This is a genomic window from Jannaschia pagri (genome assembly GCF_019655435.1).
Lineage (GTDB): Bacteria > Pseudomonadota > Alphaproteobacteria > Rhodobacterales > Rhodobacteraceae > Jannaschia > Jannaschia pagri.
On the sequence record NZ_BPFH01000007.1, the window covers coordinates 159,239 to 183,120 of the forward strand.

Genomic DNA, 23,882 nt, shown 5'->3' on the forward strand with positions numbered 1-23,882 from the left:
ATGGCAACCATCATCCTCTTCGCGCCTCTGATCGGGGCCATCATCTGTGGCTTCGGCTGGAAGATCATTGGCGAGAAAGCCGCAATGGTCACAGCTACGAGCTTGCTGTTCCTATCGGCCCTTTTGTCCTGGGTTGTCTTCCTGGCCCATGATGGCGTGACCGAAACGATCCCGCTCATGACCTGGATCGAGAGCGGCACCCTCGCCACCGATTGGGCGATCCGCATGGATCGGTTGACGGCCACGATGCTGATCGTGGTCACCACGGTGTCGGCGCTCGTGCATCTCTATAGCTTCGGTTACATGGATCACGATCCGCAGTGGAAAGAGGGCGAGACCTACAAGCCGCGCTTCTTCGCCTATCTGTCGTTCTTCACCTTCGCAATGCTGATGCTGGTGACGGCGGACAACCTGCTACAGCTTTTCTTCGGCTGGGAAGGTGTGGGCGTCGCCTCCTATCTGCTCATTGGGTTCTACTGGCGTAAGCCGAGCGCGGGTGCAGCCGCCATGAAGGCCTTTATCGTCAACCGCGTTGGCGACTTTGGGTTCCTGCTGGGGATCTTCGGGATCTTCCTGCTGACTGACAGCATCGACTTCGCGACGATCTTCGCGCTCACACCAGAAATCGCCGAGACCAGCATTCGCTTCCTCTGGACCGATTGGAACGCGGCGGAGTTGCTGGCCTTCCTGCTGTTCATCGGCGCCATGGGCAAATCGGCCCAGCTTGGTCTGCACCCCTGGCTGCCTGATGCGATGGAGGGGCCGACGCCGGTGTCCGCCCTGATCCACGCCGCGACCATGGTGACGGCGGGTGTCTTCCTGCTGTGCCGGATGTCGCCCCTCATGGAATATGCCGACGCGGCGATGGGCTTCGTGGTGGTGATCGGCGCCGCCTCGGCCTTTGTCGCCGCCACGATTGGTCTGGTGCAGACCGATATCAAACGCGTCATCGCCTATTCGACCATGTCGCAGCTGGGCTACATGTTCGTGGCCGCAGGCCTGGGCGCCTATTCGGTGGCCATGTTCCACCTGCTGACCCACGCCTTCTTCAAGGCGATGCTGTTCCTTGGTGCCGGCTCGGTCATCCACGCGATGCACCATGAGCAGGACATGCGGAACTATGGCGGGTTGAAGGACAAGATCCCCTATACCTTCTGGGCCATGATGATCGGGACACTGGCGATTACGGGCGTCGGTATTCCGCTGCTCTACATCGGGTTCCCGGTGGGTTTCGCTGGCTTCGTGTCCAAGGACGCGATCATCGAGGTAGCCTATGTGGGCTCCACCGGTGCGTTCTGGATCCTCGTGGCCGCCGCGCTGATGACCAGCTTCTATTCCTGGCGTCTGATGTTCCTGACCTTCTACGGCGCGCCCCGTGGCGACAAGCATACCCATGACCATGCTCACGAGAGCCCCGCTGTCATGACCGTGCCCCTGGCCGTGCTGGCCGTTGGTTCGGTCCTGGCGGGAATGGTTTTCTACGGACCCTTCTTCGGCAGCCAAGAGAAGGTCGATGCGTTCTTCGGGATCTCCCAATCGGAGGTCGCCGCAAACGTGCTCGTGGCCCCAGGCGCAGCTTACGCCGCAGGCGACGACCACAGCTACGACCGACCGGTGCAGGAGCCTGGGACCGGCGCCTTGTACTACGCCGAAGGCAACACCATCACCGACGACGCACATGCGGTGCCTGTGTGGGTCAAGCTGTCGCCGTTCTTTGCGATGCTGCTGGGCCTGGGCGCTGCTTGGGTTGCCTACATCCGCAAACCGGAACTCCCCGGCATTTGGGCCGCGAACCTGGCGCCGCTGTACCAGTTCTTGATGAACAAGTGGTACTTTGACGAGATCTACGACGCGGTCTTCGTTCGCACCGCTAAATGGCTTGGCAAGTTCCTGTGGAAGCGCGGGGATGGCGATGTCATCGACGGCGGCATCAACGGGCTGGCCATGGGGATCGTGCCCTTCGCCACGAAGTGGCTGAACAAGGCCCAGTCGGGATACATCTTCACCTATGCCTTCGCCATGGTCATCGGGATTGTCATCCTGATCACCTGGACGACCATCGGCGCAGGCAACTGAGAGGCGTGAGCTGAGACCATGGACAACCTCCTCTCCATCGTGACCTTCACGCCGCTGATTGCGGCTCTGATCATGGCGGTCTTCCTTCGGGGCGACGACGAGGCCGCGCAACGCAACGCCAAATGGCTGGCCCTTGCGGCGACGACATTCACCTTCGTGGTGTCGATCTTCATTCTGACGGGCTTCGACCCGCAGAACACCGGTTTCCAGTTCGTTGAGGAACGCGAGTGGCTGCTGGGCCTGACCTACAAGATGGGTGTTGACGGGATCTCCGTCACCTTCGTTCTGCTGACGACCTTCCTGATGCCGCTGGTCATTGCGGCCTGTTGGGACGTGACGCACCGGGTGAAGGACTACATGATCGCGCTTCTGGTGCTTGAGACGCTGATGATCGGCGTGTTCTGCGCGCTCGATATCATCCTGTTCTACCTCTTCTTCGAGGCGGGCCTGATCCCGATGTTCTTGATCATCGGCATCTGGGGTGGGGCGAACCGGATCTACGCGTCGTTCAAGTTCTTCCTCTACACGCTGATCGGCTCTGTCCTGATGCTGGTGGCTATGATCGCCATGTATCTGGACGCGGGCACCACCGATATTCCGACACTGCTGACCCATGAGTTCAGCTATGCGCCGCTGAACGTGCTAGGCATCAATGTGCTGGGCGGAGCGCAGACGCTGATGTGGCTGGCGTTCTTTGCCTCCTTTGCCGTGAAGATGCCCATGTGGCCGGTTCACACCTGGCTGCCAGACGCCCACGTGCAGGCGCCGACCGCTGGCTCGGTCGTGCTGGCCGCGATCCTTCTGAAGATGGGGGGCTACGGCTTCCTGCGCTTCTCGCTGCCCATGTTCCCTGTCGGGTCGGAGGTGATGGGGCCGCTGGTTCTGTGGCTGTCGGCCATTGCCATCGTCTATGCGTCGCTGGTGGCGATGATGCAGGACGATATGAAGAAGCTGATCGCTTATTCCTCGGTCGCCCATATGGGCTTTGTCACCATGGGGATCTTTGCGGCGAACCAGCAAGGCGTCGATGGCGCGATTTTCCAGATGATTTCCCACGGGTTCATTTCCGGTGCGCTCTTCCTCTGTGTGGGCGTCGTCTACGACCGGATGCATACGCGCGAGATCGACGCCTATGGCGGCCTTGTGAACCGGATGCCCGCCTATGCGCTGATCTTCATGCTGTTCACCATGGCCAACGTGGGCCTGCCCGGCACATCTGGCTTCGTGGGTGAATTCCTGACGCTGATGGGTGTGTTCCAGGTCAATACCTGGGTCGCGCTGGTGGCCTGTACGGGTGTGATTTTCTCGGCGGGCTACGCCCTATGGCTCTACCGCCGCGTCGTGTTTGGCGATCTGATCAAGGAGAGCCTGCGGTCGATCACCGACCTCACGACCCGCGAAAAGGCAATCTTTGCGCCGCTGGTGGCCTTCACGCTGCTGCTGGGCATCTACCCGTCGCTGCTGACCGACATCATCGGCCCCTCGGTTGAGGCTCTGGTCGAGAACTATGACGTCGCCACCGCAGACCTCGTGCTGAGCCACGCGGTCGCGGATGCGGGACACTGAGGGGGACCGGAGATGGTTGCATCCGATCTGAATATCATCCTGCCGGAAATCCTGCTGGCACTCTTCTCGATGGCGGCCCTGCTAGGTGCAGTCTACACGAGCAAGGACGCTCTGGCGCGGCCCTTGGTCTGGCTGACCGCTGCTGTGCTGACGCTGGTGGCGATCTGGATCGCCCTGGCGAGCCCTGGCGGCACCGGCTTCGACGGTATGATTGTTAAGGACGGCTTTGCCCAATTCGCGCAAGTGACGATCCTGTTGTCCGCCGCTGTCGTGCTCATCATGGGGCAGGACTATATGGAGCGGACCGGGCTGATGAAGTTCGAGTACCCGATCCTGATCACCCTGGCGTCCATCGGGATGATGGTCATGGTGTCCTCGGGCAACTTGCTGACCCTCTACATGGGGTTGGAGCTTCAGTCCTTGTCGCTCTATGTCGTTGCCTCGCTGCGTCGTGACAACGTGAAATCGACCGAGGCCGGTCTGAAGTACTTTGTGCTGGGCGCGCTGTCCTCGGGTCTGCTGCTCTACGGGATTTCGCTGACCTACGGCTACACCGGTACGACCGATTTCGCGGGCGTCATTGCTGCTGCCCAAGACGGAGAGATCCCAATCGGTCTGCTGTTTGGTCTCGTCTTCATGATCTCGGGCCTTGCGTTCAAGGTCTCGGCCGCGCCGTTCCACATGTGGACGCCTGACGTCTACGAAGGCTCGCCCACGCCGGTCACTGCGTTCTTCGCGACGGCCCCTAAGGTCGCGGCGATGGGCATGTTCGCACGGGTCGTGCATGATGCCTTCGGTGGCGTGGTTGGCGATTGGCAGCAGATCGTGGCGCTCTTGTCGGTGTTGTCCATGTTCCTGGGGGCCGTCGCGGCCATTGGCCAGCGGGACATCAAACGTCTGATGGCCTATTCGTCCATTGCCCACATGGGCTATGCGCTGATGGGGCTGGCCGCCGGAACGGCTGGCGGGGTCGAGGCGATGCTCCTCTACATGGCGATTTACGTTGTGATGAATATCGGGACGTTTGCCTTCATCCTGTCCATGTCCCGCGATGGGGTCGAGACAACGGACATCGCCTCCCTCAAGCAGTTTTCGGACAAGCAACCTGGCAAGGCGCTGGCTCTGCTCGTCTTGATGTTCTCGCTTGCAGGGATCCCGCCCATGTTGGGTTTCTTCGCCAAGCTGGCCGTCTTGCAAGCCGCGGTTGACGCAGGCCTCGTGTGGCTAGCCGTGTTGGGCGTGATCGCTTCGGTCATTGGCGCGTTCTACTACCTGCGCATCGTGTACTTCATGTACTTCGGCGAGGCAGAAGACACTGTCGACGGCGACATGCCAGCCGTGCAATGGGTCGCACTGTCTGGCGCTGCGATCATTATGGTGATCGGCATCGTCAACCTGTTCGGTTTGGAAGGTATCGCCGCCGCCGCTGCCGCGACCTTGGTGAACTGACGCGTGGCGTGGCCCGAGGGCGTCGCGCGGGTCATCCTGCCGAGCATCGACAGCACGTCGCTTGAGGCGGTGCGGCAAATGCCGCAGGTGCCCACATGGTTCCTGGGCCTTCAGCAAACCGCCGCCAAGGGCCGTCGGGGGCGGGCGTGGTCCATGCCCGCAGGAAACTTCGCCGCGTCCTTGATCTGGCGCCCCGCTGGCAACCCGGGCGACCTGGCCCTGCGCAGTTTTGTGGCGTCCCTGGCCCTCCATGACGTGCTGAGCGGTATGGGCGTGCAAGGCCTGTCGTTGAAGTGGCCCAATGACGTGCTGCTCAATGGCGGAAAACTTGCCGGGATCTTGCTGGAGAGCCCGGCGCCTGGCTTCCTCGTCCTCGGTATGGGGATAAACCTGATTGCCGCGCCCGCGCCTGCCCAGGTGGAGGCCGGTGCCCTGGCGCCTGTGTCTCTGCTAGAGGCGTCGGGCTTGCGCGTGACGCCTGACGCGATGCTAGAGGCCCTGGCCGCCGCTTTCGCCACAAGAGAGGCGCAGCTTGCCACCTGGGGGTTTCCACCCATCCGCACCGCCTGGATGCAGCACGCCGCGCGGGTCGGCCAGCCGGTGACGGCCCGGATGGTGACCGAAACGGTCGAGGGGATCTTTGAGGATGTGGACGACGATGGTCACCTCGTCCTGCGCACGGCCACGGGCCAGCGGCGGATCACGGCCGCCGATGTCTTTTTCGGAGGTGCGCCATGCTCCTGACGATCGACTGCGGAAACACCAACACGGTTTTCGCGATCTGGGACGGGACCGAGTTCGTCGCATCCTGGCGGCGGGCGACGAACGCCCATAGCACGGGCGATGAATACTACACCTGGCTGCGAACCTCGATGACCTTGCGGTCGCTGGATGTGGAGATCACGGAGTGCATCATCTCCTCTACGGTGCCGCGGGTGGTGTTCAACCTGCGGGTGCTCTGTGATCGGTACTACGACACACGGCCCCTGGTTGTCGGCAAGCCGGATTGTGCCTTGCCTGTCGCCCCACGTGTGGATGCGGGGACGACCGTCGGTCCGGACCGCTTGGTCAATACCGCCGCCGGGTTTGACCGCCATGGCGGAGACCTGATCGTGGTCGATTTCGGCACCGCGACGACCTTCGATGTGGTTGATCACGACGGCGCTTATGTGGGCGGCGTCATCGCGCCCGGCGTAAACCTGTCGCTAGAAGCGCTGCACATGGCCGCTGCTGCGCTGCCCCACGTGGACATCACCCAGCCGCAGCGGGTCGTGGGCTCGAACACTGTCGCCTGTATGCAATCGGGCATTTTCTGGGGCTACGTGGGGCTGATCAAAGAGATCGCCGCGCGCATCAAATCCGAGCGATCCCGTCCGATGAAGGTCGTTTCGACCGGAGGCCTCGCCCCGTTGTTCCAGCAAGCAGATACCCTATTTGACGTCTACGAAGACGATCTCACGATGCACGGACTGACCGTGATCCATAAGCATAATAAGGAATAACACCATGGCACGGGACCGGCTCATCTACCTCCCCCTGGGCGGGGCGGGCGAAATTGGCATGAACGCCTATGTCTACGGCTATGGACCCGAGGGCAAAGAACGGCTGATCCTCGTCGACCTGGGCATCGCCTTTCCGGACATGGACTCCACGCCCGGGGTTGATGTGATCCTGCCGGATATTTCGTGGCTGTTAGACCGGTTGGACCGCGTCGAGGCCGTGTTCATTACCCATGGTCACGAGGATCACGTGGGCGGCGTCGGGCACCTGTTCCGCAAGTTGAAAACGCCGATCCATGCGCGTCGGTTCACGGCCAATCTGGCGCGCCGGAAACTGGTCGAAAAGGGCCAGGACCCGAACAACGTCATCACCGCCGAAGCCTATCCCGCGATGATCGACGCCGGGCCATTCCGTGTCGGGTTTCTGCCTGTGTCCCACTCCATCCCCGAAAGCGCGGCGCTTGTCATCGACAGCCCAGCGGGCCGTATCATTCACACCGGCGATTTTAAGATCGACCCCAGCCCCGTCGTCGGCGAACCCTTTGACGCGGACCTCTGGGCCGAGGCCGCAAAAGGCGGTGTCCGAGCCCTGGTGTGCGACTCGACGAATGTCTTTTCCAAACATGAGGGGCGGTCCGAGGCGGAGGTTGCGCCCAACCTCAAACCCCTTGTGGCCAGTGCGACGGGCCTGTTCGTGGCGACGACCTTTGCCTCCAACGTGGCGCGGCTCAGGTCCTTGGCCGAGGCGGGTGAGGCGGCGGGCCGGTCCATTTGTTTGATGGGGCGGGCCATGCGTCGCATGACGGAGGCTGCGGTGGAGGAGGGGATCTTGACGGACTTCCCGCGCACCGTGTCACCGGAAGAGGCCGCCGACATCCCCCGTGAGAACCTGATGTTGATCGTCACCGGGTCCCAGGGCGAGCGGCGCGCTGCCTCGGCTCAGTTGTCGCGCGGCAAGTATTTCGGGATGGAATTGAAAGAGGGCGATACCTTCCTGTTTTCGTCCAAGACGATCCCAGGCAACGAAAAGGACGTCGCTCGGATCATGAACAACCTGTCCGAGATGGGGGTGGACGTCGTGACCGACGCGGACGGGCTGTACCACGTCTCGGGCCACGCGAACCGGCCCGATTTGGAAACGGTCCACCGCCTCACGGACCCGCAGGTGGTCATTCCCATGCACGGGGAGCATCGCCATCTGCGCGAACACGCCAAACTTGCCGAAAGCCTGGGCCGCGTGGGTGTGGTTGCGCCGAACGGCACCATGCTGGAGCTATCGGGCAATGCGCCCAAGGTCGTGGATCACGTGGAGACTGGGCGGACCTACGTCGATGGATCCACCCTAGTTGGGCAGTTTGACGGCGTGGTCCGGGACCGCATCCGCATGGCGTTGAACGGCTTGGCCGTCGTCGCGGTGATGGTCGACGACGACGATGAAGTGCTCGAAGACACTTGGGTCGACCTGCGTGGCCTGCCGGAAGTCGCCGGGAACGGCGCCTCCTTGGCGGACATGATGGAAGAACACTTGGCTGGTCAACTGGCCCGCATCGACACTCGCACGGCGGGGGACGACGAAAAGCTTGAGGACCTGATCGTGAAGGGTGTGCGCAAGGTTGCCCAGGATGAGGTCGGCAAACGACCCGAAGTCACGGTTTTGATCACGCGCCTGGCGGCGGAGTAGGCGTCGGCGTCCCTCCAACGGGGGGCAGACGCGCGATCGGGGCCGGCGCGTCAGACACAGACGCTGACCCGCCGGTCAGAGGCCCGGCGCCGCCCCAGGGTGTTACCCTTTGCGGGCGAACAGTCCGTACCACAGCCCGTCGGGCAGGAACTGGCCGCCCCGGAACAGCCAGGAAAAGACGGTGGGAAAGCTGCGCTTGAACCCGTCTGTGCACATCAGTTCGAACATCTCCTGCGCGGCCTCTTCGGGCTCCATCAGGAATGGCATGTCGAAATCGTTCTTCTCGGTGAGCCGCGTCTTGATGAAGCCAGGGTTCGCGACCTGGACGGTGACGCCCGTCTTGCGAAGATCTGCGTACATCCCCTCGGCCAGCCACATCACACCGGCTTTGGACGCGCCGTAGCCCGTTGCCCCCGGCAGCCCGCGAAATCCCGAGAGCGATCCGGTCAACACGATGTGCCCCTCGTCCCGCGCCACCATGTCGCCAATGATCGCGCCAACCACGCGGGCGCACCCGGTGAAATTGATGTCGCACATGGCCTCGACCTGTTCGGCGTCCCAGTCTTGGGCCTTTTGCGGCCAGTAGACACCGGCGAGGAACACCATGCCGTCGATTTTGCCCACGGCCTCGGCGGCCTCTGTAACGCTTTCGAGCGAGGAGACATCGACGGGGACGACCTCGGTCTGGCCTGGCATGTCGGCGGCAAGCTCTTGCAGTTTGTCTGTGCTGCGCGCGCTGAGGATGACCTCGGCGCCCGCGGCACTGATTTTGCGCGCGAGGGCCGCGCCAAGCCCTTCGGAGGCCCCAACGATCCAGTATCGCTTGCCGGTCCAGTTACGCATGGGAAGTCTCCTGTTTCAAATCGCGCCCCGATCGGGCCAGCAGCGCCAAGGCCAGAGCCTTTAGCCCCAGCGGCACACCGGCGTAGAGCAGGGTGAGTGTGGTAAGCGCGCGAGGGGCGTTCTCGGTTCCCGAGGCGAAGCCGCTCGCCTCCAGGATCGGGAACAGCGTCACGGCCGCAAAGGCCAAGGTGATCTTGTTGACGAAGTTCCAAAGTCCAAAGCCATCGGCGGCGCCGGGGGCGATGACCTCCATCCGGCGGGCGAAAAGCGCGGGCAACAGCGTGAGATCCGCGCCCACGGCCGCACCGGAGCCGATGCAGATCAGGGCAAAGAGCCAGGTGTCCCCCGCGCCCAAGGTCAGCGCCCAGGCATAGACCACCATAGCCAGGACCATGGCGGCCATCAGCACGCGCCAAGCCCCCCATCTTGCGGCTGCGCGGCCCCAGAGGGGGGCTGCAGCGGCCGCTGACAGGAAGAAGACCAGTAGCAGCGGGCCCGCAGCCGGGGCATTGTCTAAGCGGTCCTCGACAAAAAACAAAAAGAGCGTGGACGATACTGCCACAGGGGTCGCATTCGCCAAGGCGATCAGCAGCAACCGGCGCGCGGGCGGGTCGCCCAGCACCAAGCCCAAGCCCGTGGCGGCGGGTGGCGTGCCGCGACCGCTCCATTCCGGGGCCATTGCCCAGAGGGCGAGCAAGGCTGCTGCCGCAAAGATCACCGCATAGAGTGCGAAAGGCGCGCCCGTGGGCGCCAGCAAAGCGGGCAGGGCTGCCGCAAGACAGACCCCCGTTAGGGCACCGGTTTCCCGCCAACTGGCAAGACGCACATGGCCGTCCCCCATGGCGGCGGCTTTGGCAACGCCCTGGGCGTAGAAGCAGATGGTCAGAAAACTGAACCCGCTGAACAGGGCGGCTAAGGTAACCGCGAACCACCAAATGGGGGGTAATAGAGGCTCCATGGCGAACAGACCCAGCATGGCGAGCGCCATGATCGCCCCCGCCCCCCAGGCCATCGGTCCACGGACTGAGGCCGTCATCGCGGACAGGCGGGCCAAAAGCGGGTCTTGTACCACGTCCAAAAGCCGAAGGAGGAACAGTGCAAATGTGAGTTGCGTCAGGGTCACCCCATAGCTGTCCACATAGAACTTCGGCGCATGGATGTAGATCGGCAGGCCCGCCGCCGCGAGGACCGCCGCGAAGGCTGCGTAGCGCGGCAAGCCCTGTCCCATATCAGCGCGAGACCTCGGAGGCGGGCGGCTGGGGACGCGACCGGAAGGTGGCGCCTTTCCACCAGAGTTTGAGCGCCTGCCAATGGATCAGCGCCAAAACCCGGCGCGACCCGAAGGGACGGCGCAGGGCAGCGCCAAGCAAGCCTCGACTGGTCAGGGGCTTGCGCGGTCCAGCCAGCGTTGCCAACAGCCGGGCATCCCCGTGGGTGTATTCGATCCAGATCCCGATCCGTTCCGCCGAAACGTCGAAGCGGAAAGCATAGGCGCCCGTGACCGGCTGGAACGGCGAGACGTGGAAGATCTTTTTGGCCGACAACGTCATCTGCGGGGTAATCGGCGCGAAGTCATCCGCATGACACAGATAGCTGTGGCGGTCGCCGAAGGTGTTGTTCACCTCCGCGATGACCACGCGCAGGCGGTCTTCTGCATCGTGGCAGAGCCAAAAGCTGACCGGGTTGAACACGTGACCCAGGACCCGTGGTTGCGCCAGCAGCAACAGCCGACCGGGTGCCACCGTGATTTGATGGTCTCTCAGCGTGTCCCGCACCCAGGCGGCGCCTCGCCCGTCCCCGCGCGCACCACCATGGTCGCGGTCGTGCAGGGACGCCAGGTTCCGGCCGTTTCGGGAAAACAGTCGTGGCAGGCGCGGGGCTGCGTCCTCGGGGTCGAGCACCACGTAATCGACGCCGTAGCTAAAGGCGTTGCGGACACCTTCGCCATCACGTCCATGAAAGGTGCGTCCCGGTATGTGTTCCACCACGCTCATTCGGCGGCAACGGACAGGCTGCGGTCCCGCTCCAGTCGCGCGACCACGTCCAGGGCGCTGCGGAAGCCGTCTTCGTGGAACCCATTGTGCATCCAGGCGCCACAGAACCAAGTGTTGCGCGTGCCGTTGATGTCCCGCAGCTTGGCCACAGCCTCCATCATGGCGAGATCATAGACCGGGTGGCGGAAGGCGACTTGGTCGTAGATCGCCTCCTCCCGGATAGGGGTTTGTGGGTTGAGCGTGACAAACAGGGGATCGTCTTGGGGGATCGGTTGCAGACGGTTCATCCAATAGGTCAGGCCAATGTGGTCCGGCTTCGTGCCGCCCGGCTCGGCATAGTTCCAGGCGGCCCAGACTTTGCGCCGTTTGGGCATCAACCCGGCATCGCAATGGGTGATGGCCGTGTTCGGTTGATACCGGATGTTGCCCAACAACGCTTGTTCTTCGGCGCTTGGGTCGCTCAGCAGGGCGAGGCTGTCATCTGAATGGGTCGCCAGGATAACGTCGTCGAAGAATTCCCAGTCGCCCCCGGTGAGTTTGACCTCAGGGCCGGAGGTCGTGCGGCGGATGCCTTTGACCGGCGAGCCGAGACGGATATCGACGCCCGCGTTCCGTAGGTGAGCTTCCAAACGGCTGACATAGGCGGTGGAGCCGCCCTCAACCGTGTACCACTGATGCTGACCGGAGGCGGATAAGAGGTGATGGTTGGCGAAGAACTTCACCATTGCCGCTGCAGGAAAATCCATCACGTCCTGGGACGGTGTGGACCAGATCGCGCCCGATATGGGGCCGAGGTACCAGTCGCGGAAGGATTGCCCCAATCCCATCTCATCCAGAAAGTCGCGAAGGCTCAGGGAGGTATCCCGCGCAGCATCCGCCGCCTTGGCGTTCCATCGCAGAATGTCCCGCACCATGCGCAGAAACTGAGGCTTCACCAGGTTTCCGCGCTGGGCAAACATCGTGTCGATCGTTTGCGTGCTGTATTCCAGCGCGCCATTCCCGAAGGAGGCCGCGAAAGACATATCGCTGTCTGCGATTGGGACGGACAGCTCTTCGAACAATCGTGTCAGGTTTGGGTAATTCACCTTGTTGAACACGATGAAGCCAGTGTCGACAGGTTGGTCGCCGCGCTTGCCCGCCATGATGGTCCGCGCGTGGCCGCCCAACCGCGGCTCAGCCTCAATCAAGGTGACAGAAGCGGTTCGCGACAGGGCATGGGCAGCGGCCAGACCGCTGATGCCGCCGCCCACCACCGCGATACGGCGGGGGGACGGCGAAGAAAGTTCAAATGGCACGGCTGGGTCAGTCCAATTTGGTGAGCGTCATGTAAGAGTACGTCTTGGGCCTAACAGCGGATCATCCGAAGGTCCCGCGCCTTCTGTCGGCCATCGATGCGCGACAATGTGATCCAAGCGTCGGGATGGGCCGTAACCCACGCAGAGTTAGACAAAACGCGCCTCTGTGCTGTAAGGTCCGAAATCGCGGGATCCCCCGCGCTGACCTCGGAGTGGAGAGTGGCGTGACGTACGACACCAAAGACGAGGCTTACTGGACTGCCTTGCTCGTTGCCGTCGGGTCCAAAAAGGACCGGGACGCGTTCGAGGAGTTGTTCAGTCACTACGGGCCGCGTGTGAAGGCGTTTTTGATCCGCACTGGTTTGACCCCCAGTGTGGCGGAGGATTGCATGCAAGACGTGATGGTCACGCTCTGGCGAAAAGCCCACCTTTACGACCCGACTCGGGCGACCGTTGCGACGTGGCTTTTCACAATTGCACGCAATCGCAAGATCGACCTGATCCGCAAAGCCAAACGTCCTGAGCCTGAAGATTTGCCCTGGGGTCCACAACCAGAGCCGGAGCAGGCGGACGTTTTGGCCTTGAGAGACGACACACGACGCCTAGCTGAAGCGGTGGCGCAGTTACCGCCAAAGCAACGGGAGTTAATCGAAAGGGCGTTTTACGGCGATCTTTCACATAGCGAAATCGCGGCAGAGACGGGGCTGCCGCTGGGGACAATAAAGTCGCGTATCAGGCTGGCGATAGACCGGTTGCGATACACCATGGATTCAGACGTCCAAGGCGCTGCGCGGCAATAGCAAACATGGGACAAGACGTAGGAATGACTGTTACGCATCCAATTAGCGATGAGCTATTGATGGGGTACGCAGCGGGTCTTTTGCCCGAGGCGTATGACCTGATGGTGGCGACCGCCGTGTCGCTGGACGATGACGCCCGCGCGCGCCTGTCCGGCTACGAAGCCATGGGCGGTGCCCTTATGGACGAAGGTGAGACCGCCGAAGTCGATTGCGGCTCTTTCGACGCCATCATGAACCGCATCGCCGGAACCGCCCCTGAACCCACCGTTCACATCGACCATATCACGCCACGCGTGGACGCCGTTTTGCCTCAACCCCTGCGCGAGGCGCTGGGTGGCGACGTGGACAGCCTGCGGTGGCGCAACATGGGCATGGGTGTCCGTCAGATCGCCATCGGTGCGCCCGAAGACGGCGCAACCGCGCGTCTTCTCAGTATTCCTGCAGGTCAAGCGATGCCCGACCATGGCCACCATGGGACCGAGGTCACGCTCGTGTTGAAGGGGGCCTTCCTGGATGGGGAGCGTCGCTACGGTCGCGGTGATATCGAGATCGCCGACGACGACGTGGAGCATATGCCGACCGCCGATCTAGGCGATGATTGTATTTGCCTGGTGGTGACGGATGCCCCCCTGCGATTTAACGGGTTGCTGCCGCGGATCGCGCAGAAGTTCCTCAACATCTGAGGCCCGGAGGCGCGGATCACTCCGCCCTGATCCTCTCCGCACCATACAGGGGGACCGTCGAGATGGACATCTTGGCGGACCCTTCTGTCAATTCCTGGGAATGCACCAGGTAGATGAGCGTTTGGTTCGCGTCATCGAAGATCCGCTTGATCCGCAAGGATTTCAGGATGATCGAACGGCTTTCGCGAAAGACCTGCTCACCATCCTCTGAGGTGTCGATATCGCCCACGGTGATCGGGCCGGTCTGGCGGCAGGCGATGGAGGCATTCGAGGGGTCTTCGAACCAGCTGCCCTGGGAGAGGCGGTCAATCAGGGATCGCTCAAAATAGGCGATGTGGCAGGTGACGCCTTCGACCTTGGGGTCTGAAATGGCCTCGATGATGATGTCGTTTCCGACCCAATCGACCCCAACTTCGCCAACCTGCTCGGGCAGAGCGGGACTGGCGCAAAGGGTCGAGACGGCGGCGGCAAGTGCGATGTGTTTCATAGGAGGATAATACCCGTTCGGGCCATCCTGTTCCATCGACCCATATCATGGGGCGACATGCATCGGAGGGACAGCCATGAAAGACTACGGGCCAACACGACGCGAAACGCAGCTCTACTTGGGGATCTCATTGGTGGGATTGGTCATTCTCGGCCTTGCGGTCGGGCTGCGTGGGGTGGGCGGGATCGCGGCCATTGAGGTCGTTGGCATTGCCGGAGCGTTCTTTGGCGGAACGACGATCTGGGCCATCCGACGGCTGTGGCGCATGCGATAGGCACAGTGGCTGCCCTGGTCTCTGCGCCCCGTCCGGGGTAGGGCGCGCCCATGTCTGATGTGAGCACGCCCTATGATCCGCCACAGGGACCTATCCCGGTGGTCTACCAAGACGATGACATCCTCGTCGTCGATAAGCCCCAGGGTCTCTTGTCCGTCCCGGGTCGCGGCGCGCATCTGGCCGATTGCCTGCTAAACCGCCTGCAAGCGGATTGGCCCGAGGTTTTGCTGTGTCACCGCCTGGACAGGGACACTTCGGGGATCATGGTGTTTGCCCTCACCAAAGACGCGCAACGCAAAATGGGCCGCCTGTTCGAAACCAAACGGGTCAAAAAGAGGTACATCGCGCGGGTGGCCGGTCAGGTGGCGGAGGATCATGGCACCATCGACTTGCCCCTGATCGTGGATTGGCCAAACCGTCCGTTGCAGCATGTGAACTTCGAGCGCGGGAAGCCTTCGGTCACGGATTGGCAGAGGATGGCCATTGAGGACGGCACGACCCGGATGCGTCTGTTGCCACGCACGGGGCGCAGCCATCAGTTGCGGGTTCATATGCAGTCCTTGGGGCACCCCATTCTGGGAGACCCGTTTTATTCAACCGACCATGCTCACTGGCCGCGCATGATGCTCCACGCCGAGGGGCTGAAGTTCGAACACCCCACCCAAGAGCGGATGCTGCGGCTAGAGGCGCCCTGTCCCTTCTGACGGCGCTGGTCGCCTCACCACATGCGCGTCTTGGCGTATTCGGGGTATTCGGCGTCGAAGGCGTCCCCATCGAACCCATCTTTCGCCTCACGTAGGAGATCCCCGGCGCTGGGCACATCTTCGCTTCGGTCGCTGTCGGTCCAGAGTTCGGAGCGCATCAGGGCCTTGGGACATTGGAAATAGACCTCAGCCACAGTGACGACGATAACGCTGCGCGGAGAGATGCCTTTGTGTTCAAACCCGCCGGTGACCTCTGTGTCCGCAGTCAGAACCGCGCGGCCATTGATCCGTACAACAATCTTGCTGCCCGGCACCATGAACATCAGGCTGACCCGACCGTCCCGCACGATGTTGCGCAAGGTGTCCAGACGGTTGTTCCCGCGCCAATCGGGAATCCAGAGCGTCTGCGGGTCCACCACGTGGGCAACAGGGCCCAGGTCGCCCCGGGGGCTGGCGTCCGTGCCCTCTGGTCCGACGGTCGAGACGATGACGAAGCGCGACCCTTCGATCCAACGGCGATACTCCGGCGTGAGGCGCTGGGCGACTTTGTCCAGTGAGAGCGGGTTCACGATGTCATAGAGGGCGTCGAGGGTTTCAATATCGTCGATGGTCTGCATGGGTGGGCTCCTTTCCCAGGCCGTCTACCTTGTCCCGATCGCGCAATGGGGCCAGTATCGACGCAAATGGGCCAATCATCTCACCTCCGCTCCAGCGGCACGACGGTGGCGCCGCTTCTCCATCGGGCGGAGGCTATCGTCAGCATCCAAAAGACCTATGCCGATGGCCATGTGTCGGCACGGCATAGCCACGACCGGCACCAGGTTATCTATGCCACCACGGGCTTGATGATGGCGGAGACGGAGACGGCGTCTTGGGCGGTGCCCGCAGGTTACGGCCTGCTGATGCCTGCGGGGACGGGCCATGGCACACGATTTGTGGGGAAGGTTCGGCTGCAATCGCTCTACGTCCGGCCCGAGGCCCTCTCGAGCGTTTTCGACACCTGCCGCATCGTTTCCGTTGGGCCGCTGCTCGCACAATTGATTGCGGCGTTCTGCGCCATAGCGCCGGGGGCCGAGCCTGCCCGCGCGCACCATCTGTCGTCTTTGATCCTGATGGAATTGGCCGCCGCCTCAACCTCTGCCCTGACGCTTCCCTATCCGCGCGATGGTGGTCTGCGTCGGGTGTGCGACGCCCTGATGGCTCAACCCGCGCAGGCGCCACACATCGACCGCTGGGCGGACGATATCGGCCTCAGTCGCCGGGCATTCACGCGCAATTTCAGGGATCAGACCGGCCTGAGCTTTGGTCAGTGGAGCCAACGTTTACGCGCGCAGCGGGCTTTGCAGGCGTTGGCGGCTGGCCAGCCCAAGGCCGCCGTGGCCCATGATCTGGGCTATGGTAGCGCCTCGGCCCTCAACGCCATGATGCGCCGCTTGATGCCAGAGGCCCTTTAACCCCCAAGACGCGATCCTTAAACTAGGCGCAACGTAACATCACGCTCGGAGGGGCCCATGAGCCTGCGTATCAACCAAGTCGTTCCCGATTTCGAAGCCGACACCAGCGATGGTCCGATCAAGTTTCACGACTGGATCGGTGACAGCTGGGCCATCCTGTTCAGCCACCCCAAGGACTTTACGCCCGTTTGCACCACTGAATTCGGCGCCGTCGCCCAACTGGCCGACGAATGGGACAAGCGCGGTGTCAAGGTCATCGGGATCTCGGTCGATGGGGTCGAAGATCATAAGAAGTGGAAGGGTGACATCGAAACCTTCGGCGGCGCAAAGGCGGGCTTCCCGATCATCGCCGACGAGGGGCTGGCCGTGTCCAAGGCCTATGACATGCTGCCTGCCGACGCCTATTTGCCCGACGGTCGCACGCCCAACGACACGGCGACGGTGCGCTCGGTCTATATCATCGGGCCGGACAAGCAGCTGAAGCTGTCGATGACCTATCCGATGAACGTCGGCCGGAACTTCGCCGAAATCCTGCGGGCGGTAGACGCCTTGCAGATGGCGTCCAAGCATGGCGTGGCTGCGCCTGCGAATTGGGAACACGGCAAGGATGTGGTGATTCCCGCGACGGTGTCGAACGAAGATGCGACGGCGAAGTTCGGGGACTTCACGACGCATTTCCCATACCTGCGGATGACCAAAGACCCGTCGGCCTAAGCCGAACCCTTACGCGCTTGGTCGAGGCGGTCTAGCAGCGTCTCGGCCACCCGGGCAAAGGCGGCGCGGTCCTCTTTTGATATATCGTCGAACAGGCGAGACAGGTCGTCCGTGCGGGCCGCGCGGGCGGCCTTTGCCGTTGCTGCGGCATGGTCGCTGACGCGGATCACGGTTTTTCTGCGGTCTGTTGGGTGTTTCTCGCGCCCCACAAGGCCGTCCGCTTCCAGCGCGTCCACAAGCCCGGTGATCGCCTGCGGTGACACGCTGAGTTCGGTGGCCAAGTCGCGCATGGTGGCAGGGCCGTCCTTGGCCAGACGCGCCAGGGCCGCCACACGCGGCCCGCGCGTGGCGCCGCTGCCTTGCAAGCGGAGAAGGGCTGGCGCGAGACGATCAATCAGCTCAACCAGTTGCTTTGGGGAATGTGCTTTTGCCATGGGGCGACCCTCTCCGGACGGGGAATGGGCGTCAAGATCTGGTCTGAGGGTCCGCCCGAAATGACAAAGACCGCCCTGGGGGCGGCCTGTCTTCTTGCAATCCTTCGGGCGATGCCCGGTGGATCAGCCCTGGCGTGCTTTGAAGCGGCGCTGGGTTTTGTTGATCACGTAAACTCGGCCCTTACGGCGCACGATCCGGCAATCGCGGTGGCGCTGCTTGAGCGAGCGGAGGGAGTTGCGAACCTTCATCGGTTGTTCCTTCGGTCGCGGCGCGGCGATGCGCCTTGGGTTGCGTTCGTGCCCGAGCGGGCGGTTGGTTGGTCGTGGACCCATCAGCTTCCCTAGGGAAGCCGCCTGTGGCCAGAGGACCCCGCCTAACCCTTTCTTGCGAAAGGGGACGGTGGTGGGCGATACTGGGATCGAACCAGTGACCCCTTCGATGTCAACGAAGTGCTCTACCGCTGAGCTAATCGCCCCCGCGACACATTGACTGATACGATCGCTCATATCCGCCCTTGTGCGTTGGTGCGCGGTGCTTAGAGCCTTTCACGACCCCTTGCAAGAGGGCTTTCCACTGTTTCTGGCGGCGTTTTTCTGCCATGGAGTATGTCATGACATCCTTCGCCCGACCGCCCTACCGCTTGTATCGGCCGACTGTGTTGGCCGCACCTGTGGTTGTGGCCTCTCCGCATTCGGGGCGTACCTACAATTGGGAGTTTCTGTCCCGGTCGGTCCTCGACAAGGATCGGATCCGCTCCTCTGAGGATGCCTATGTCGATTTGCTGCTGACCCGGGTGCCTGACCTTGGGATGCCCGTGCTCGCCGCTGAGATGCCCCGCGCATTTCTGGACCTCAACCGCGCCCCAACGGAGTTGGACCCGGCTGTTGTTCAAGACGTCCCTCGTGGGGTGGCCAATCCGCGCGTAAGTTCCGGCCTGGGCGTGATCCCCCGAGTCGTGGCGCAGGGGCGTGCCATCTACCGTGGTAAGATTTCCCGCGCGGAGGCACAGCGTCGGATCGACACGATTTGGCACCCCTATCATGCGGCGCTTGATGATCTGCTGAATACCGCGACCCTGACATTTGGGCGGAGTATTCTGGTCGACTGCCATTCCATGCCCCACGAAGCCATTGAGGGGCTCGGCGGCCCAAACGGTCCACCGGAAATCGTCCTGGGGGATCGTTTCGGGTCGTCCGCGGATGCGGACCTGGTGGATGGGATCGAGACGATCTTTCGCGATCTCGGCTTCCGCGTTGCGCGTAACACGCCGTTTGCAGGGGCCTATATGACCCAGCACTACGGCAAACCCGCCCGTGGCCGTCACGCGATCCAGATCGAAATTGATCGGGCGCTTTACATGGATGAGCGGACCGTTCGTCCGAACGACCGTTTCGACAGCATTCGGAACCTGCTGACCGAGGCGCTGGCCCGCATTCGCGACATGTCCCGTGGCCAGTTGGGCTTGGCGGCAGAATAGCACGCCAAATCAGCGGAGGGCACGTCCCTTGCGAATCGCATCGTCACCAAAGCGCGCGCGGATGGCATCTGTCGCCCGCTCTGCTGCCGCGCGCTTGCCTGCGCCTGGGTCCAGCAAGTCATCGGACCGGTCGGCCAGCGTCTCTGGCACCAGGTCCGACAGGCCCACGCCAATCAGACGACAGCGCCCCACCCGGTCTAGGCCCTGGAACAGCGCACGCGCCTGTCGATAGATCTTGTCCGCGATCTGCGTCGGGTCCGACAGGGCGTGGCGCCGCGTGACCGTCGTGAAATCCGCCCGTTTCAGCTTGAGGGTGACGACGCGGCCCGCCAGGCCCTTAGCTTTAGCACGGGCACTGACCTGTTCCGATAGGCGCCATAGGTGTCCATCCAGGACGTCCTGGTCATCGGTGTCCTCGTGAAACGTCGTCTCCTTGGAGATCGACTTGACGGGGCGGTTGCGACTGACTGGGCGCCGGTCTCGACCGCGCGCCAGATGCCAAAGGCGGTCGCCCATGGTGCCGAAGCGGTGTCCCAGGTCGCGCCGGTCCCAGCGTCGCAGATCCGCGATGGTCTGGATGCCCGCTTGGCGCAACGCCTCCTGCCCGACGACGCCGACCCCCCAGATGATCCCCACGGGCTTGTCCGCCAGAAACGTCTCGGTCTCTGCGCGGCCAATGACGGAGAACCCCCGTGGCTTATCCAGATCGCTCGCAATCTTCGCCAAGAACTTGTTGTGGCTCAGCCCAATGGAGCCGGTGATCCCGATTTCTTCCTGCATCCGTTTGACGAGCTTGGCCAACATCACGGCGGGCGGATGGCCATGTAGCCGTGTGGTGCCGGTCAGGTCCAAGAAGGCTTCGTCCAGGGAGAGGGGCTCAATGGCGGGGGTCAACTCCTCCATTAGGGCACGGACCTGCCGTGACACCTCAACATAGAGCGACATACGCCCCTTCAGCACCACCGCTTCGGGGCAGAGTTCCAACGCCTTGAACATCGGCATGGCTGAGCGCACGCCTCGCACCCGCGCGACATAGCAACACGTGGAGACGACCCCGCGCCGCCCCCCGCCGATGATGACCGGCTTGTCCGCCAGTTCGGGGCGGTCCCGCTTTTCCACCGACGCATAGAAGGCGTCGCAATCCATGTGGGCGATGGACAGATCCAGCAATTCGTCATGGCGTGTAACGCGCGGGCTGCCACAGGCGGGACAGCGGCGCGCAGAGGTAAATGTATGCAGGCACTGGCGGCACAACGACGACATGTAAGCAGTCTAACCCGTCGTCCCATCGGCTGAAACCTGCCGCTGGCGGGCGCTTGCCGAGGTGTTTCGCTGTGATCGGCAGGGCGCGGCTCGTTCTCACGCCACCTCGGATCCCCGGTGGTTTCGCTGTCTCGTTTCGTGCCCGATTGGGTCATCCCAACCCTTCCGTAGGAGGATCCCATGACTGACCCTCACCAACCGCACCACGCCATGGTCGACGAAAGCAGCAGAGGCCGAACCGGCATTATCGTCCTGGTCGTCGTCGCCCTGTTGATCGTGCTTGGCCTGTTGATGTTCTCTGGCGGCGGCTCCGACGGGGGCGATGGCGCCCCAGCCGGGGCGGAGGCCCCCGCGGGCACCGAAGCGCCCGTCGCCCCAGAGGCCCCCATCGTCACGGAGTAATCCGGGCGCCCGTTCCGGGTGGTCTCTCCCCCCTTGGGGCCATCCGGGGCAGACCTGTGCCAGCGTTGCGCCACCTTCGTGGTCGCCCTACATGTTGAGGCGTGACCGACAAAGGGCCCGACCATGGACATTCAAGCAGACCTTCTCGCGTTTGCGGGTCAGAACGCAGTGATCATCGCGCTGGCGATCTTTGTGATCGTCTGCATTTTGATGGCCGTGCGCATCGTGCCCCAGTCGGACAAATTCGTGGTCGAACGGTTTGGACGCCTGCGCAGCGTGCTTGGCCCGGGGATCAACCTGATCGTCCCCTTTCTTGACCGGGTGGCCCACAAGGTCTCCATTCTGGAGCGGCAGCTGCCCAACGCCAGCCAAGACGCCATCACGCGGGACAACGTGCTGGTGCAGGTGGAAACCTCCGTTTTCTATCGCATCCTGCAGCCGGAGCGGACGGTTTACCGTATCCGCGACGTGGATGCTGCCATCGCTACGACGGTCGCTGGTATCGTCCGGGCCGAGATCGGCATGATGGAGCTGGATGAGGTGCAGTCCAACCGCGCCCAATTAATTCACAAGATCAAAGCCCAGGTCGAAGACGCCGTCGACGACTGGGGGATCGAGGTCACGCGGGCGGAGATCCTGGACGTGAACCTGGACAATGCGACCCGCGATGCCATGCTGCAGCAGTTGAACGCAGAGCGGGCGCGCCGCGCGCAGGTGACCGAGGCCGAAGGCGCAAAGCGGGCCGTTGAGTTGAACGCCGATGCGGAGCTGTACGCCGCCGAGCAGACCGCCAAGGCCCGCCGCATCGCCGCCGACGCCGAAGCCTACGCGACGGAGGTCGTGGCCCGTGCCATTGCCGACAACGGGCTGGAGGCTGCGCAATACCAAGTCGCGCTCAAACAGGTCGAAGCACTCAAGGCGCTGGGCGGCACCAGCGGATCCCAGACGGTCGTGGTCCCTGCCTCTGCGTTGGATGCCTTTGGTGAGGCGTTTAAGATGTTGAAGGGCCGTGGCCAATGATTTGGACGGCCTGGTGGGCCTGGGGCATCGCGGCTTTGATCCTCGGTGTGTTGGAGGTCTTGGCGCCGGGCTTCATCTTACTGGGCTTCGCCATCGGCGCCGGCCTTGTGGCGTTGGGCCTCGCGACCGGGGTCCTTGGCGGTCTGGTTGCCATATCGGGCGGCTATGGCGCAGCGGTCCTGTTTCTGATCTTCGCGATTGTGTCCCTGGTCGCTTGGCTGGCCCTGCGCGCGGGTTTTGGCGCCCCTGGGACGTCGGCCCAGACCTTCGACAAGGATGTAAACGACTGATCGCCAGGAACTGAGGCGCGGGTTGCCCGTTGTCCCTGCACAACCGTGCAGGAGAAAACGATGGTTTCCGAACCCAACGACGCCCCCGTGCCCAATGCCAGTAAAGGCAGGTATTACATCGGTCTGGCCGTCGCCATTGTCCTTGGTGGCCTGCTGGTGCTGTTCGTCTTTCCGAACTTGGTGGCCCTGACCAACGAAGGCCCTGCCGTAGACGACGATTTTCAGGTGACCTTGCCCTCTGCCGATGGGCTGGAACGGGTCGATCCGCTGGACTGACGCGGGTCTAGTGGTTTGGTCGTCTCGCCTGGTCGGATGACAGTTCCGCCAAAATGGCCTGCGCCGCCTCGCGCGCATCCGGGGCCCGCGTGATCGGGCGCCCGACGACCACATGATCCGCCCCGGCGCGGATCGCCTCTGCCGGGGTCATCACCCGCTTCTGATCGCCCAGATCCGATCCGACCGGACGCACGCCCGGTGTCACAATCAGCTTACCGTCCGCCTCGGGCAGGGCGCGGATGAGCGCGGCCTCCTGCGGGGAACAGATTACGCCGTCCGCCCCGGCCTCCAACGCGCGGGCCGCGCGCGTGGTCACGAGATCGGGGATATCCCCGGCGACGATCAGACCCTCGTCCAGGTCCTGGCGGTCGAGCGAGGTTAGGATCGTGACCCCGAGGATCTTCATATCGCCCTTGGCCTGGGCCGCGGCACGGACCACATGGGGGTCGCCATGCACGGTCAAGAAATCCAGGTCGAAGCGGGACAGGCCACGCACCGCCGCTTCGACAGTGTTCCCGATATCGAACAGCTTCATGTCGAGGAAAATGCGCTTCCCGTGGTCGGCCTTCAGCTCATTCGCAAGGGCCAGCCCGCCCCCCGTCAGCATCCCCAAGCCGATCTTGTAGAAGGAGACGGCCTCGCCCAGGCGGTCGGCGACCTGCAAACCGGTCAGCGCATCCGCCACATCTAGCGCGACGATCAAACGGTCATCGGACATGGGATTTTCCTCGCGACAATGGATGGAGCGGGGCCTATGGGTCCGGCCCGCGATTGTCTAGGGATGTTGCATGCCGACCGCCGCGACCGGGCCCGCCTTTGCCGTGTCGCAACTTGGGTTACCCTCCGCTAACGCGGAGGCGCGCATCGGCTCTCAACCGCTCTTGCCGATATCAATGGGGCTTTGAGCAAGCCCCTGACGTTCACGGCCAAAGAATGGCGCAGCGCGGGGTTAACAGTCAGCGGTTGCGGCCCGCGTCAGCCGTCGCACCGCCTCATCATGGGTCCGGATCGGCTGCGCAATGCGGAGCTGCATGTGCTGTCGGATCACCTCCCCGTTGGGCCTTCGACGGACCGCTGTGCCGGACAAGGTTCCCGCCATGGGATCGTGGCGAATGTGTTCGATGTAAATGATCGGGCGGACTGTCATTGCACGCTCCTTCCGGAACGCTAACGCGCCGCCGCGCGGGGTGGTTCCAGTGA

Annotated in this window: 28 protein-coding genes and 1 tRNA gene; 17 read left to right on the forward strand and 12 right to left on the reverse strand. The window is 63.0% G+C overall.

The genetic code is table 11. The features are described 5' to 3' along the window. From nuoL to K5R33_RS16890, 6 genes are read left to right on the forward strand one after another with little or no spacing between them, the layout of a single operon-like run. On the forward strand, window positions 1-2,076 hold the full coding sequence (nuoL, locus tag K5R33_RS16865; protein WP_220750252.1) for an NADH-quinone oxidoreductase subunit L: 2,076 nt from the start codon (window positions 1-3) through the stop codon (window positions 2,074-2,076). A gap of 18 nt (window positions 2,077-2,094) precedes the next feature. After that, on the forward strand, window positions 2,095-3,642 hold the full coding sequence (locus K5R33_RS16870; RefSeq protein WP_220750253.1) for an NADH-quinone oxidoreductase subunit M: 1,548 nt from the start codon (window positions 2,095-2,097) through the stop codon (window positions 3,640-3,642). A gap of 12 nt (window positions 3,643-3,654) precedes the next feature. Continuing rightward, window positions 3,655-5,091 (forward strand): NADH-quinone oxidoreductase subunit NuoN, encoded by a 1,437-nt coding sequence (gene nuoN, locus K5R33_RS16875; RefSeq protein WP_220750254.1) that lies wholly within the window; start codon window positions 3,655-3,657, stop codon window positions 5,089-5,091. Window positions 5,092-5,094: 3 nt separating this feature from the next. Continuing rightward, window positions 5,095-5,835 (forward strand): biotin--[acetyl-CoA-carboxylase] ligase, encoded by a 741-nt coding sequence (locus K5R33_RS16880; RefSeq protein ID WP_220750255.1) that lies wholly within the window; start codon window positions 5,095-5,097, stop codon window positions 5,833-5,835. Further along, window positions 5,826-6,593 (forward strand): type III pantothenate kinase, encoded by a 768-nt coding sequence (locus K5R33_RS16885; protein WP_220750256.1) that lies wholly within the window; start codon window positions 5,826-5,828, stop codon window positions 6,591-6,593. Before K5R33_RS16880 ends, K5R33_RS16885 begins: the two co-directional genes overlap by 10 nt. 4 nt (window positions 6,594-6,597) lie before the next feature. After that, a complete protein-coding gene (locus K5R33_RS16890) occupies window positions 6,598-8,271 on the forward strand; it encodes a ribonuclease J (protein ID WP_220750257.1) in 1,674 nt (557 codons plus the stop codon). A 102-nt stretch (window positions 8,272-8,373) separates the two neighbouring features. On the opposite strand, the gene K5R33_RS16895 is transcribed toward K5R33_RS16890, so the two are convergent. From K5R33_RS16895 to K5R33_RS16910, 4 genes are read right to left on the reverse strand one after another with little or no spacing between them, the layout of a single operon-like run. Beyond that, the gene (locus tag K5R33_RS16895) at window positions 8,374-9,114 is read right to left on the reverse strand and encodes an SDR family NAD(P)-dependent oxidoreductase (RefSeq protein WP_220750258.1); all 741 of its coding nucleotides are present in this window, start codon (window positions 9,112-9,114) and stop codon (window positions 8,374-8,376) included. After that, window positions 9,107-10,342 carry an MFS transporter gene (locus K5R33_RS16900; RefSeq protein ID WP_220750259.1) on the reverse strand — a complete coding sequence of 412 codons (1,236 nt, stop codon included), beginning with the start codon at window positions 10,340-10,342 and terminating at the stop codon, window positions 9,107-9,109. Before K5R33_RS16900 ends, K5R33_RS16895 begins: the two co-directional genes overlap by 8 nt. Window position 10,343: 1 nt before the next feature. Next, complete coding sequence (locus tag K5R33_RS16905; RefSeq protein ID WP_220750260.1) at window positions 10,344-11,108, reverse strand: DUF1365 domain-containing protein; 765 nt, start codon at window positions 11,106-11,108, stop codon at window positions 10,344-10,346. After that, window positions 11,105-12,403, reverse strand: a complete 1,299-nt coding sequence (locus K5R33_RS16910) for an NAD(P)/FAD-dependent oxidoreductase (protein ID WP_220750261.1) — start codon at window positions 12,401-12,403, stop codon at window positions 11,105-11,107. Before K5R33_RS16910 ends, K5R33_RS16905 begins: the two co-directional genes overlap by 4 nt. A 224-nt stretch (window positions 12,404-12,627) precedes the next feature. Here K5R33_RS16910 and K5R33_RS16915 point away from each other — a divergent pair, with 224 nt between their 5' ends. Both K5R33_RS16915 and K5R33_RS16920 read left to right on the forward strand, forming a co-directional pair. Further along, complete coding sequence (locus tag K5R33_RS16915) at window positions 12,628-13,203, forward strand: sigma-70 family RNA polymerase sigma factor (RefSeq protein ID WP_255576498.1); 576 nt, start codon at window positions 12,628-12,630, stop codon at window positions 13,201-13,203. Between the two features lie 23 nt (window positions 13,204-13,226). Then, entirely contained in the window at window positions 13,227-13,886 is a 660-nt protein-coding gene (locus K5R33_RS16920) for a ChrR family anti-sigma-E factor (RefSeq protein ID WP_220750262.1), read from the forward strand. 16 nt (window positions 13,887-13,902) lie between these two features. Here K5R33_RS16920 and K5R33_RS16925 read toward each other — a convergent pair whose 3' ends face one another. Continuing rightward, complete coding sequence (locus tag K5R33_RS16925) at window positions 13,903-14,373, reverse strand: CreA family protein (RefSeq protein ID WP_220750263.1); 471 nt, start codon at window positions 14,371-14,373, stop codon at window positions 13,903-13,905. Window positions 14,374-14,449: 76 nt separating this feature from the next. Between K5R33_RS16925 and K5R33_RS16930 the strand changes: the two genes are divergently transcribed. Together K5R33_RS16930 and K5R33_RS16935 are read left to right on the forward strand one after the other, a co-directional pair. Continuing rightward, window positions 14,450-14,647, forward strand: a complete 198-nt coding sequence (locus K5R33_RS16930) for a hypothetical protein (protein ID WP_220750264.1) — start codon at window positions 14,450-14,452, stop codon at window positions 14,645-14,647. Window positions 14,648-14,697: 50 nt separating this feature from the next. Next, entirely contained in the window at window positions 14,698-15,351 is a 654-nt protein-coding gene (locus K5R33_RS16935; protein ID WP_220750265.1) for an RluA family pseudouridine synthase, read from the forward strand. A gap of 14 nt (window positions 15,352-15,365) precedes the next feature. On the opposite strand, the gene K5R33_RS16940 is transcribed toward K5R33_RS16935, so the two are convergent. Further along, window positions 15,366-15,968 carry a pyridoxamine 5'-phosphate oxidase family protein gene (locus tag K5R33_RS16940; RefSeq protein WP_220750266.1) on the reverse strand — a complete coding sequence of 201 codons (603 nt, stop codon included), beginning with the start codon at window positions 15,966-15,968 and terminating at the stop codon, window positions 15,366-15,368. Window positions 15,969-16,034: 66 nt separating this feature from the next. Between K5R33_RS16940 and K5R33_RS16945 the strand changes: the two genes are divergently transcribed. After that, on the forward strand, window positions 16,035-16,805 hold the full coding sequence (locus tag K5R33_RS16945; RefSeq protein WP_220750267.1) for an AraC family transcriptional regulator: 771 nt from the start codon (window positions 16,035-16,037) through the stop codon (window positions 16,803-16,805). Window positions 16,806-16,862: 57 nt separating this feature from the next. Further along, window positions 16,863-17,519: a peroxiredoxin gene (locus tag K5R33_RS16950; RefSeq protein WP_220750268.1), complete on the forward strand. Its 657-nt coding sequence runs from the start codon at window positions 16,863-16,865 to the stop codon at window positions 17,517-17,519. Here K5R33_RS16950 and K5R33_RS16955 read toward each other — a convergent pair. The 3 genes from K5R33_RS16955 to K5R33_RS16965 all read right to left on the reverse strand — a co-directional run bounded on the left by K5R33_RS16955 (window position 17,516) and on the right by K5R33_RS16965 (window position 18,429). Continuing rightward, complete coding sequence (locus K5R33_RS16955) at window positions 17,516-17,953, reverse strand: MarR family winged helix-turn-helix transcriptional regulator (RefSeq protein WP_220750269.1); 438 nt, start codon at window positions 17,951-17,953, stop codon at window positions 17,516-17,518. The genes K5R33_RS16950 and K5R33_RS16955 overlap by 4 nt on opposite strands. A gap of 123 nt (window positions 17,954-18,076) precedes the next feature. Then, window positions 18,077-18,202, reverse strand: coding sequence for a type B 50S ribosomal protein L36 (gene ykgO / locus K5R33_RS16960; RefSeq protein WP_008231708.1), 126 nt, complete (start codon window positions 18,200-18,202; stop codon window positions 18,077-18,079). Window positions 18,203-18,354: 152 nt separating this feature from the next. Then, window positions 18,355-18,429, reverse strand: a tRNA-Val gene (locus K5R33_RS16965). Between the two features lie 135 nt (window positions 18,430-18,564). Between K5R33_RS16965 and K5R33_RS16970 the strand changes: the two genes are divergently transcribed. Continuing rightward, window positions 18,565-19,431, forward strand: coding sequence for an N-formylglutamate amidohydrolase (locus K5R33_RS16970; RefSeq protein ID WP_220750270.1), 867 nt, complete (start codon window positions 18,565-18,567; stop codon window positions 19,429-19,431). 9 nt (window positions 19,432-19,440) lie between these two features. On the opposite strand, the gene K5R33_RS16975 is transcribed toward K5R33_RS16970, so the two are convergent. Then, window positions 19,441-20,694, reverse strand: a complete 1,254-nt coding sequence (locus tag K5R33_RS16975) for a DNA polymerase IV (protein WP_220750271.1) — start codon at window positions 20,692-20,694, stop codon at window positions 19,441-19,443. Window positions 20,695-20,874: 180 nt separating this feature from the next. Here K5R33_RS16975 and K5R33_RS16980 point away from each other — a divergent pair, with 180 nt between their 5' ends. From K5R33_RS16980 to K5R33_RS16995, 4 genes are all read left to right on the forward strand, one after another. Beyond that, a complete protein-coding gene (locus K5R33_RS16980; RefSeq protein WP_220750272.1) occupies window positions 20,875-21,096 on the forward strand; it encodes a hypothetical protein in 222 nt (73 codons plus the stop codon). A gap of 123 nt (window positions 21,097-21,219) precedes the next feature. After that, the gene (locus K5R33_RS16985) at window positions 21,220-22,116 is read left to right on the forward strand and encodes an SPFH domain-containing protein (protein ID WP_220750273.1); all 897 of its coding nucleotides are present in this window, start codon (window positions 21,220-21,222) and stop codon (window positions 22,114-22,116) included. Beyond that, window positions 22,113-22,406, forward strand: coding sequence for an NfeD family protein (locus K5R33_RS16990; protein WP_220750274.1), 294 nt, complete (start codon window positions 22,113-22,115; stop codon window positions 22,404-22,406). The genes K5R33_RS16985 and K5R33_RS16990 overlap by 4 nt, the downstream gene beginning before the upstream one ends. Window positions 22,407-22,466: 60 nt before the next feature. Continuing rightward, a complete protein-coding gene (locus K5R33_RS16995) occupies window positions 22,467-22,682 on the forward strand; it encodes a hypothetical protein (protein WP_220750275.1) in 216 nt (71 codons plus the stop codon). A 7-nt stretch (window positions 22,683-22,689) separates the two neighbouring features. Here K5R33_RS16995 and pyrF read toward each other — a convergent pair whose 3' ends face one another. Both pyrF and K5R33_RS17005 read right to left on the reverse strand, forming a co-directional pair. Continuing rightward, complete coding sequence (gene pyrF / locus K5R33_RS17000; RefSeq protein WP_220750276.1) at window positions 22,690-23,400, reverse strand: orotidine-5'-phosphate decarboxylase; 711 nt, start codon at window positions 23,398-23,400, stop codon at window positions 22,690-22,692. A gap of 231 nt (window positions 23,401-23,631) precedes the next feature. Beyond that, window positions 23,632-23,829, reverse strand: a complete 198-nt coding sequence (locus K5R33_RS17005) for a hypothetical protein (protein ID WP_220750277.1) — start codon at window positions 23,827-23,829, stop codon at window positions 23,632-23,634. Between the last annotated feature and the right edge of the window lie 53 nt (window positions 23,830-23,882).

Excerpts from the sequence above, each read along its gene's own strand:
- ykgO (WP_008231708.1), bottom strand. The coding sequence starts at position 18,202 with ATGAAGGTTCGCAACTCCCTCCGCTCGCTCAAGCAGCGCCACCGCGAT.
- K5R33_RS16885 (WP_220750256.1), top strand. The coding sequence starts at position 5,826 with ATGCTCCTGACGATCGACTGCGGAAACACCAACACGGTTTTCGCGATC.
- K5R33_RS16980 (WP_220750272.1), top strand. The coding sequence starts at position 20,875 with ATGACTGACCCTCACCAACCGCACCACGCCATGGTCGACGAAAGCAGC.
- nuoL (WP_220750252.1), top strand. The coding sequence starts at position 1 with ATGGCAACCATCATCCTCTTCGCGCCTCTGATCGGGGCCATCATCTGT.
- K5R33_RS16995 (WP_220750275.1), top strand. The coding sequence starts at position 22,467 with ATGGTTTCCGAACCCAACGACGCCCCCGTGCCCAATGCCAGTAAAGGC.
- pyrF (WP_220750276.1), bottom strand. The coding sequence starts at position 23,400 with ATGTCCGATGACCGTTTGATCGTCGCGCTAGATGTGGCGGATGCGCTG.
- K5R33_RS16890 (WP_220750257.1), top strand. The coding sequence starts at position 6,598 with ATGGCACGGGACCGGCTCATCTACCTCCCCCTGGGCGGGGCGGGCGAA.
- K5R33_RS16895 (WP_220750258.1), bottom strand. The coding sequence starts at position 9,114 with ATGCGTAACTGGACCGGCAAGCGATACTGGATCGTTGGGGCCTCCGAA.
- K5R33_RS16940 (WP_220750266.1), bottom strand. The coding sequence starts at position 15,968 with ATGCAGACCATCGACGATATTGAAACCCTCGACGCCCTCTATGACATC.
- K5R33_RS16970 (WP_220750270.1), top strand. The coding sequence starts at position 18,565 with ATGACATCCTTCGCCCGACCGCCCTACCGCTTGTATCGGCCGACTGTG.
- K5R33_RS17005 (WP_220750277.1), bottom strand. The coding sequence starts at position 23,829 with ATGACAGTCCGCCCGATCATTTACATCGAACACATTCGCCACGATCCC.
- K5R33_RS16905 (WP_220750260.1), bottom strand. The coding sequence starts at position 11,108 with ATGAGCGTGGTGGAACACATACCGGGACGCACCTTTCATGGACGTGAT.
- K5R33_RS16925 (WP_220750263.1), bottom strand. The coding sequence starts at position 14,373 with ATGAAACACATCGCACTTGCCGCCGCCGTCTCGACCCTTTGCGCCAGT.
- K5R33_RS16990 (WP_220750274.1), top strand. The coding sequence starts at position 22,113 with ATGATTTGGACGGCCTGGTGGGCCTGGGGCATCGCGGCTTTGATCCTC.
- K5R33_RS16930 (WP_220750264.1), top strand. The coding sequence starts at position 14,450 with ATGAAAGACTACGGGCCAACACGACGCGAAACGCAGCTCTACTTGGGG.
- K5R33_RS16870 (WP_220750253.1), top strand. The coding sequence starts at position 2,095 with ATGGACAACCTCCTCTCCATCGTGACCTTCACGCCGCTGATTGCGGCT.
- K5R33_RS16950 (WP_220750268.1), top strand. The coding sequence starts at position 16,863 with ATGAGCCTGCGTATCAACCAAGTCGTTCCCGATTTCGAAGCCGACACC.
- K5R33_RS16920 (WP_220750262.1), top strand. The coding sequence starts at position 13,227 with ATGACTGTTACGCATCCAATTAGCGATGAGCTATTGATGGGGTACGCA.
- K5R33_RS16955 (WP_220750269.1), bottom strand. The coding sequence starts at position 17,953 with ATGGCAAAAGCACATTCCCCAAAGCAACTGGTTGAGCTGATTGATCGT.
- K5R33_RS16975 (WP_220750271.1), bottom strand. The coding sequence starts at position 20,694 with ATGTCGTCGTTGTGCCGCCAGTGCCTGCATACATTTACCTCTGCGCGC.
- K5R33_RS16935 (WP_220750265.1), top strand. The coding sequence starts at position 14,698 with ATGTCTGATGTGAGCACGCCCTATGATCCGCCACAGGGACCTATCCCG.
- nuoN (WP_220750254.1), top strand. The coding sequence starts at position 3,655 with ATGGTTGCATCCGATCTGAATATCATCCTGCCGGAAATCCTGCTGGCA.
- K5R33_RS16900 (WP_220750259.1), bottom strand. The coding sequence starts at position 10,342 with ATGGGACAGGGCTTGCCGCGCTACGCAGCCTTCGCGGCGGTCCTCGCG.
- K5R33_RS16985 (WP_220750273.1), top strand. The coding sequence starts at position 21,220 with ATGGACATTCAAGCAGACCTTCTCGCGTTTGCGGGTCAGAACGCAGTG.
- K5R33_RS16945 (WP_220750267.1), top strand. The coding sequence starts at position 16,035 with ATGGGCCAATCATCTCACCTCCGCTCCAGCGGCACGACGGTGGCGCCG.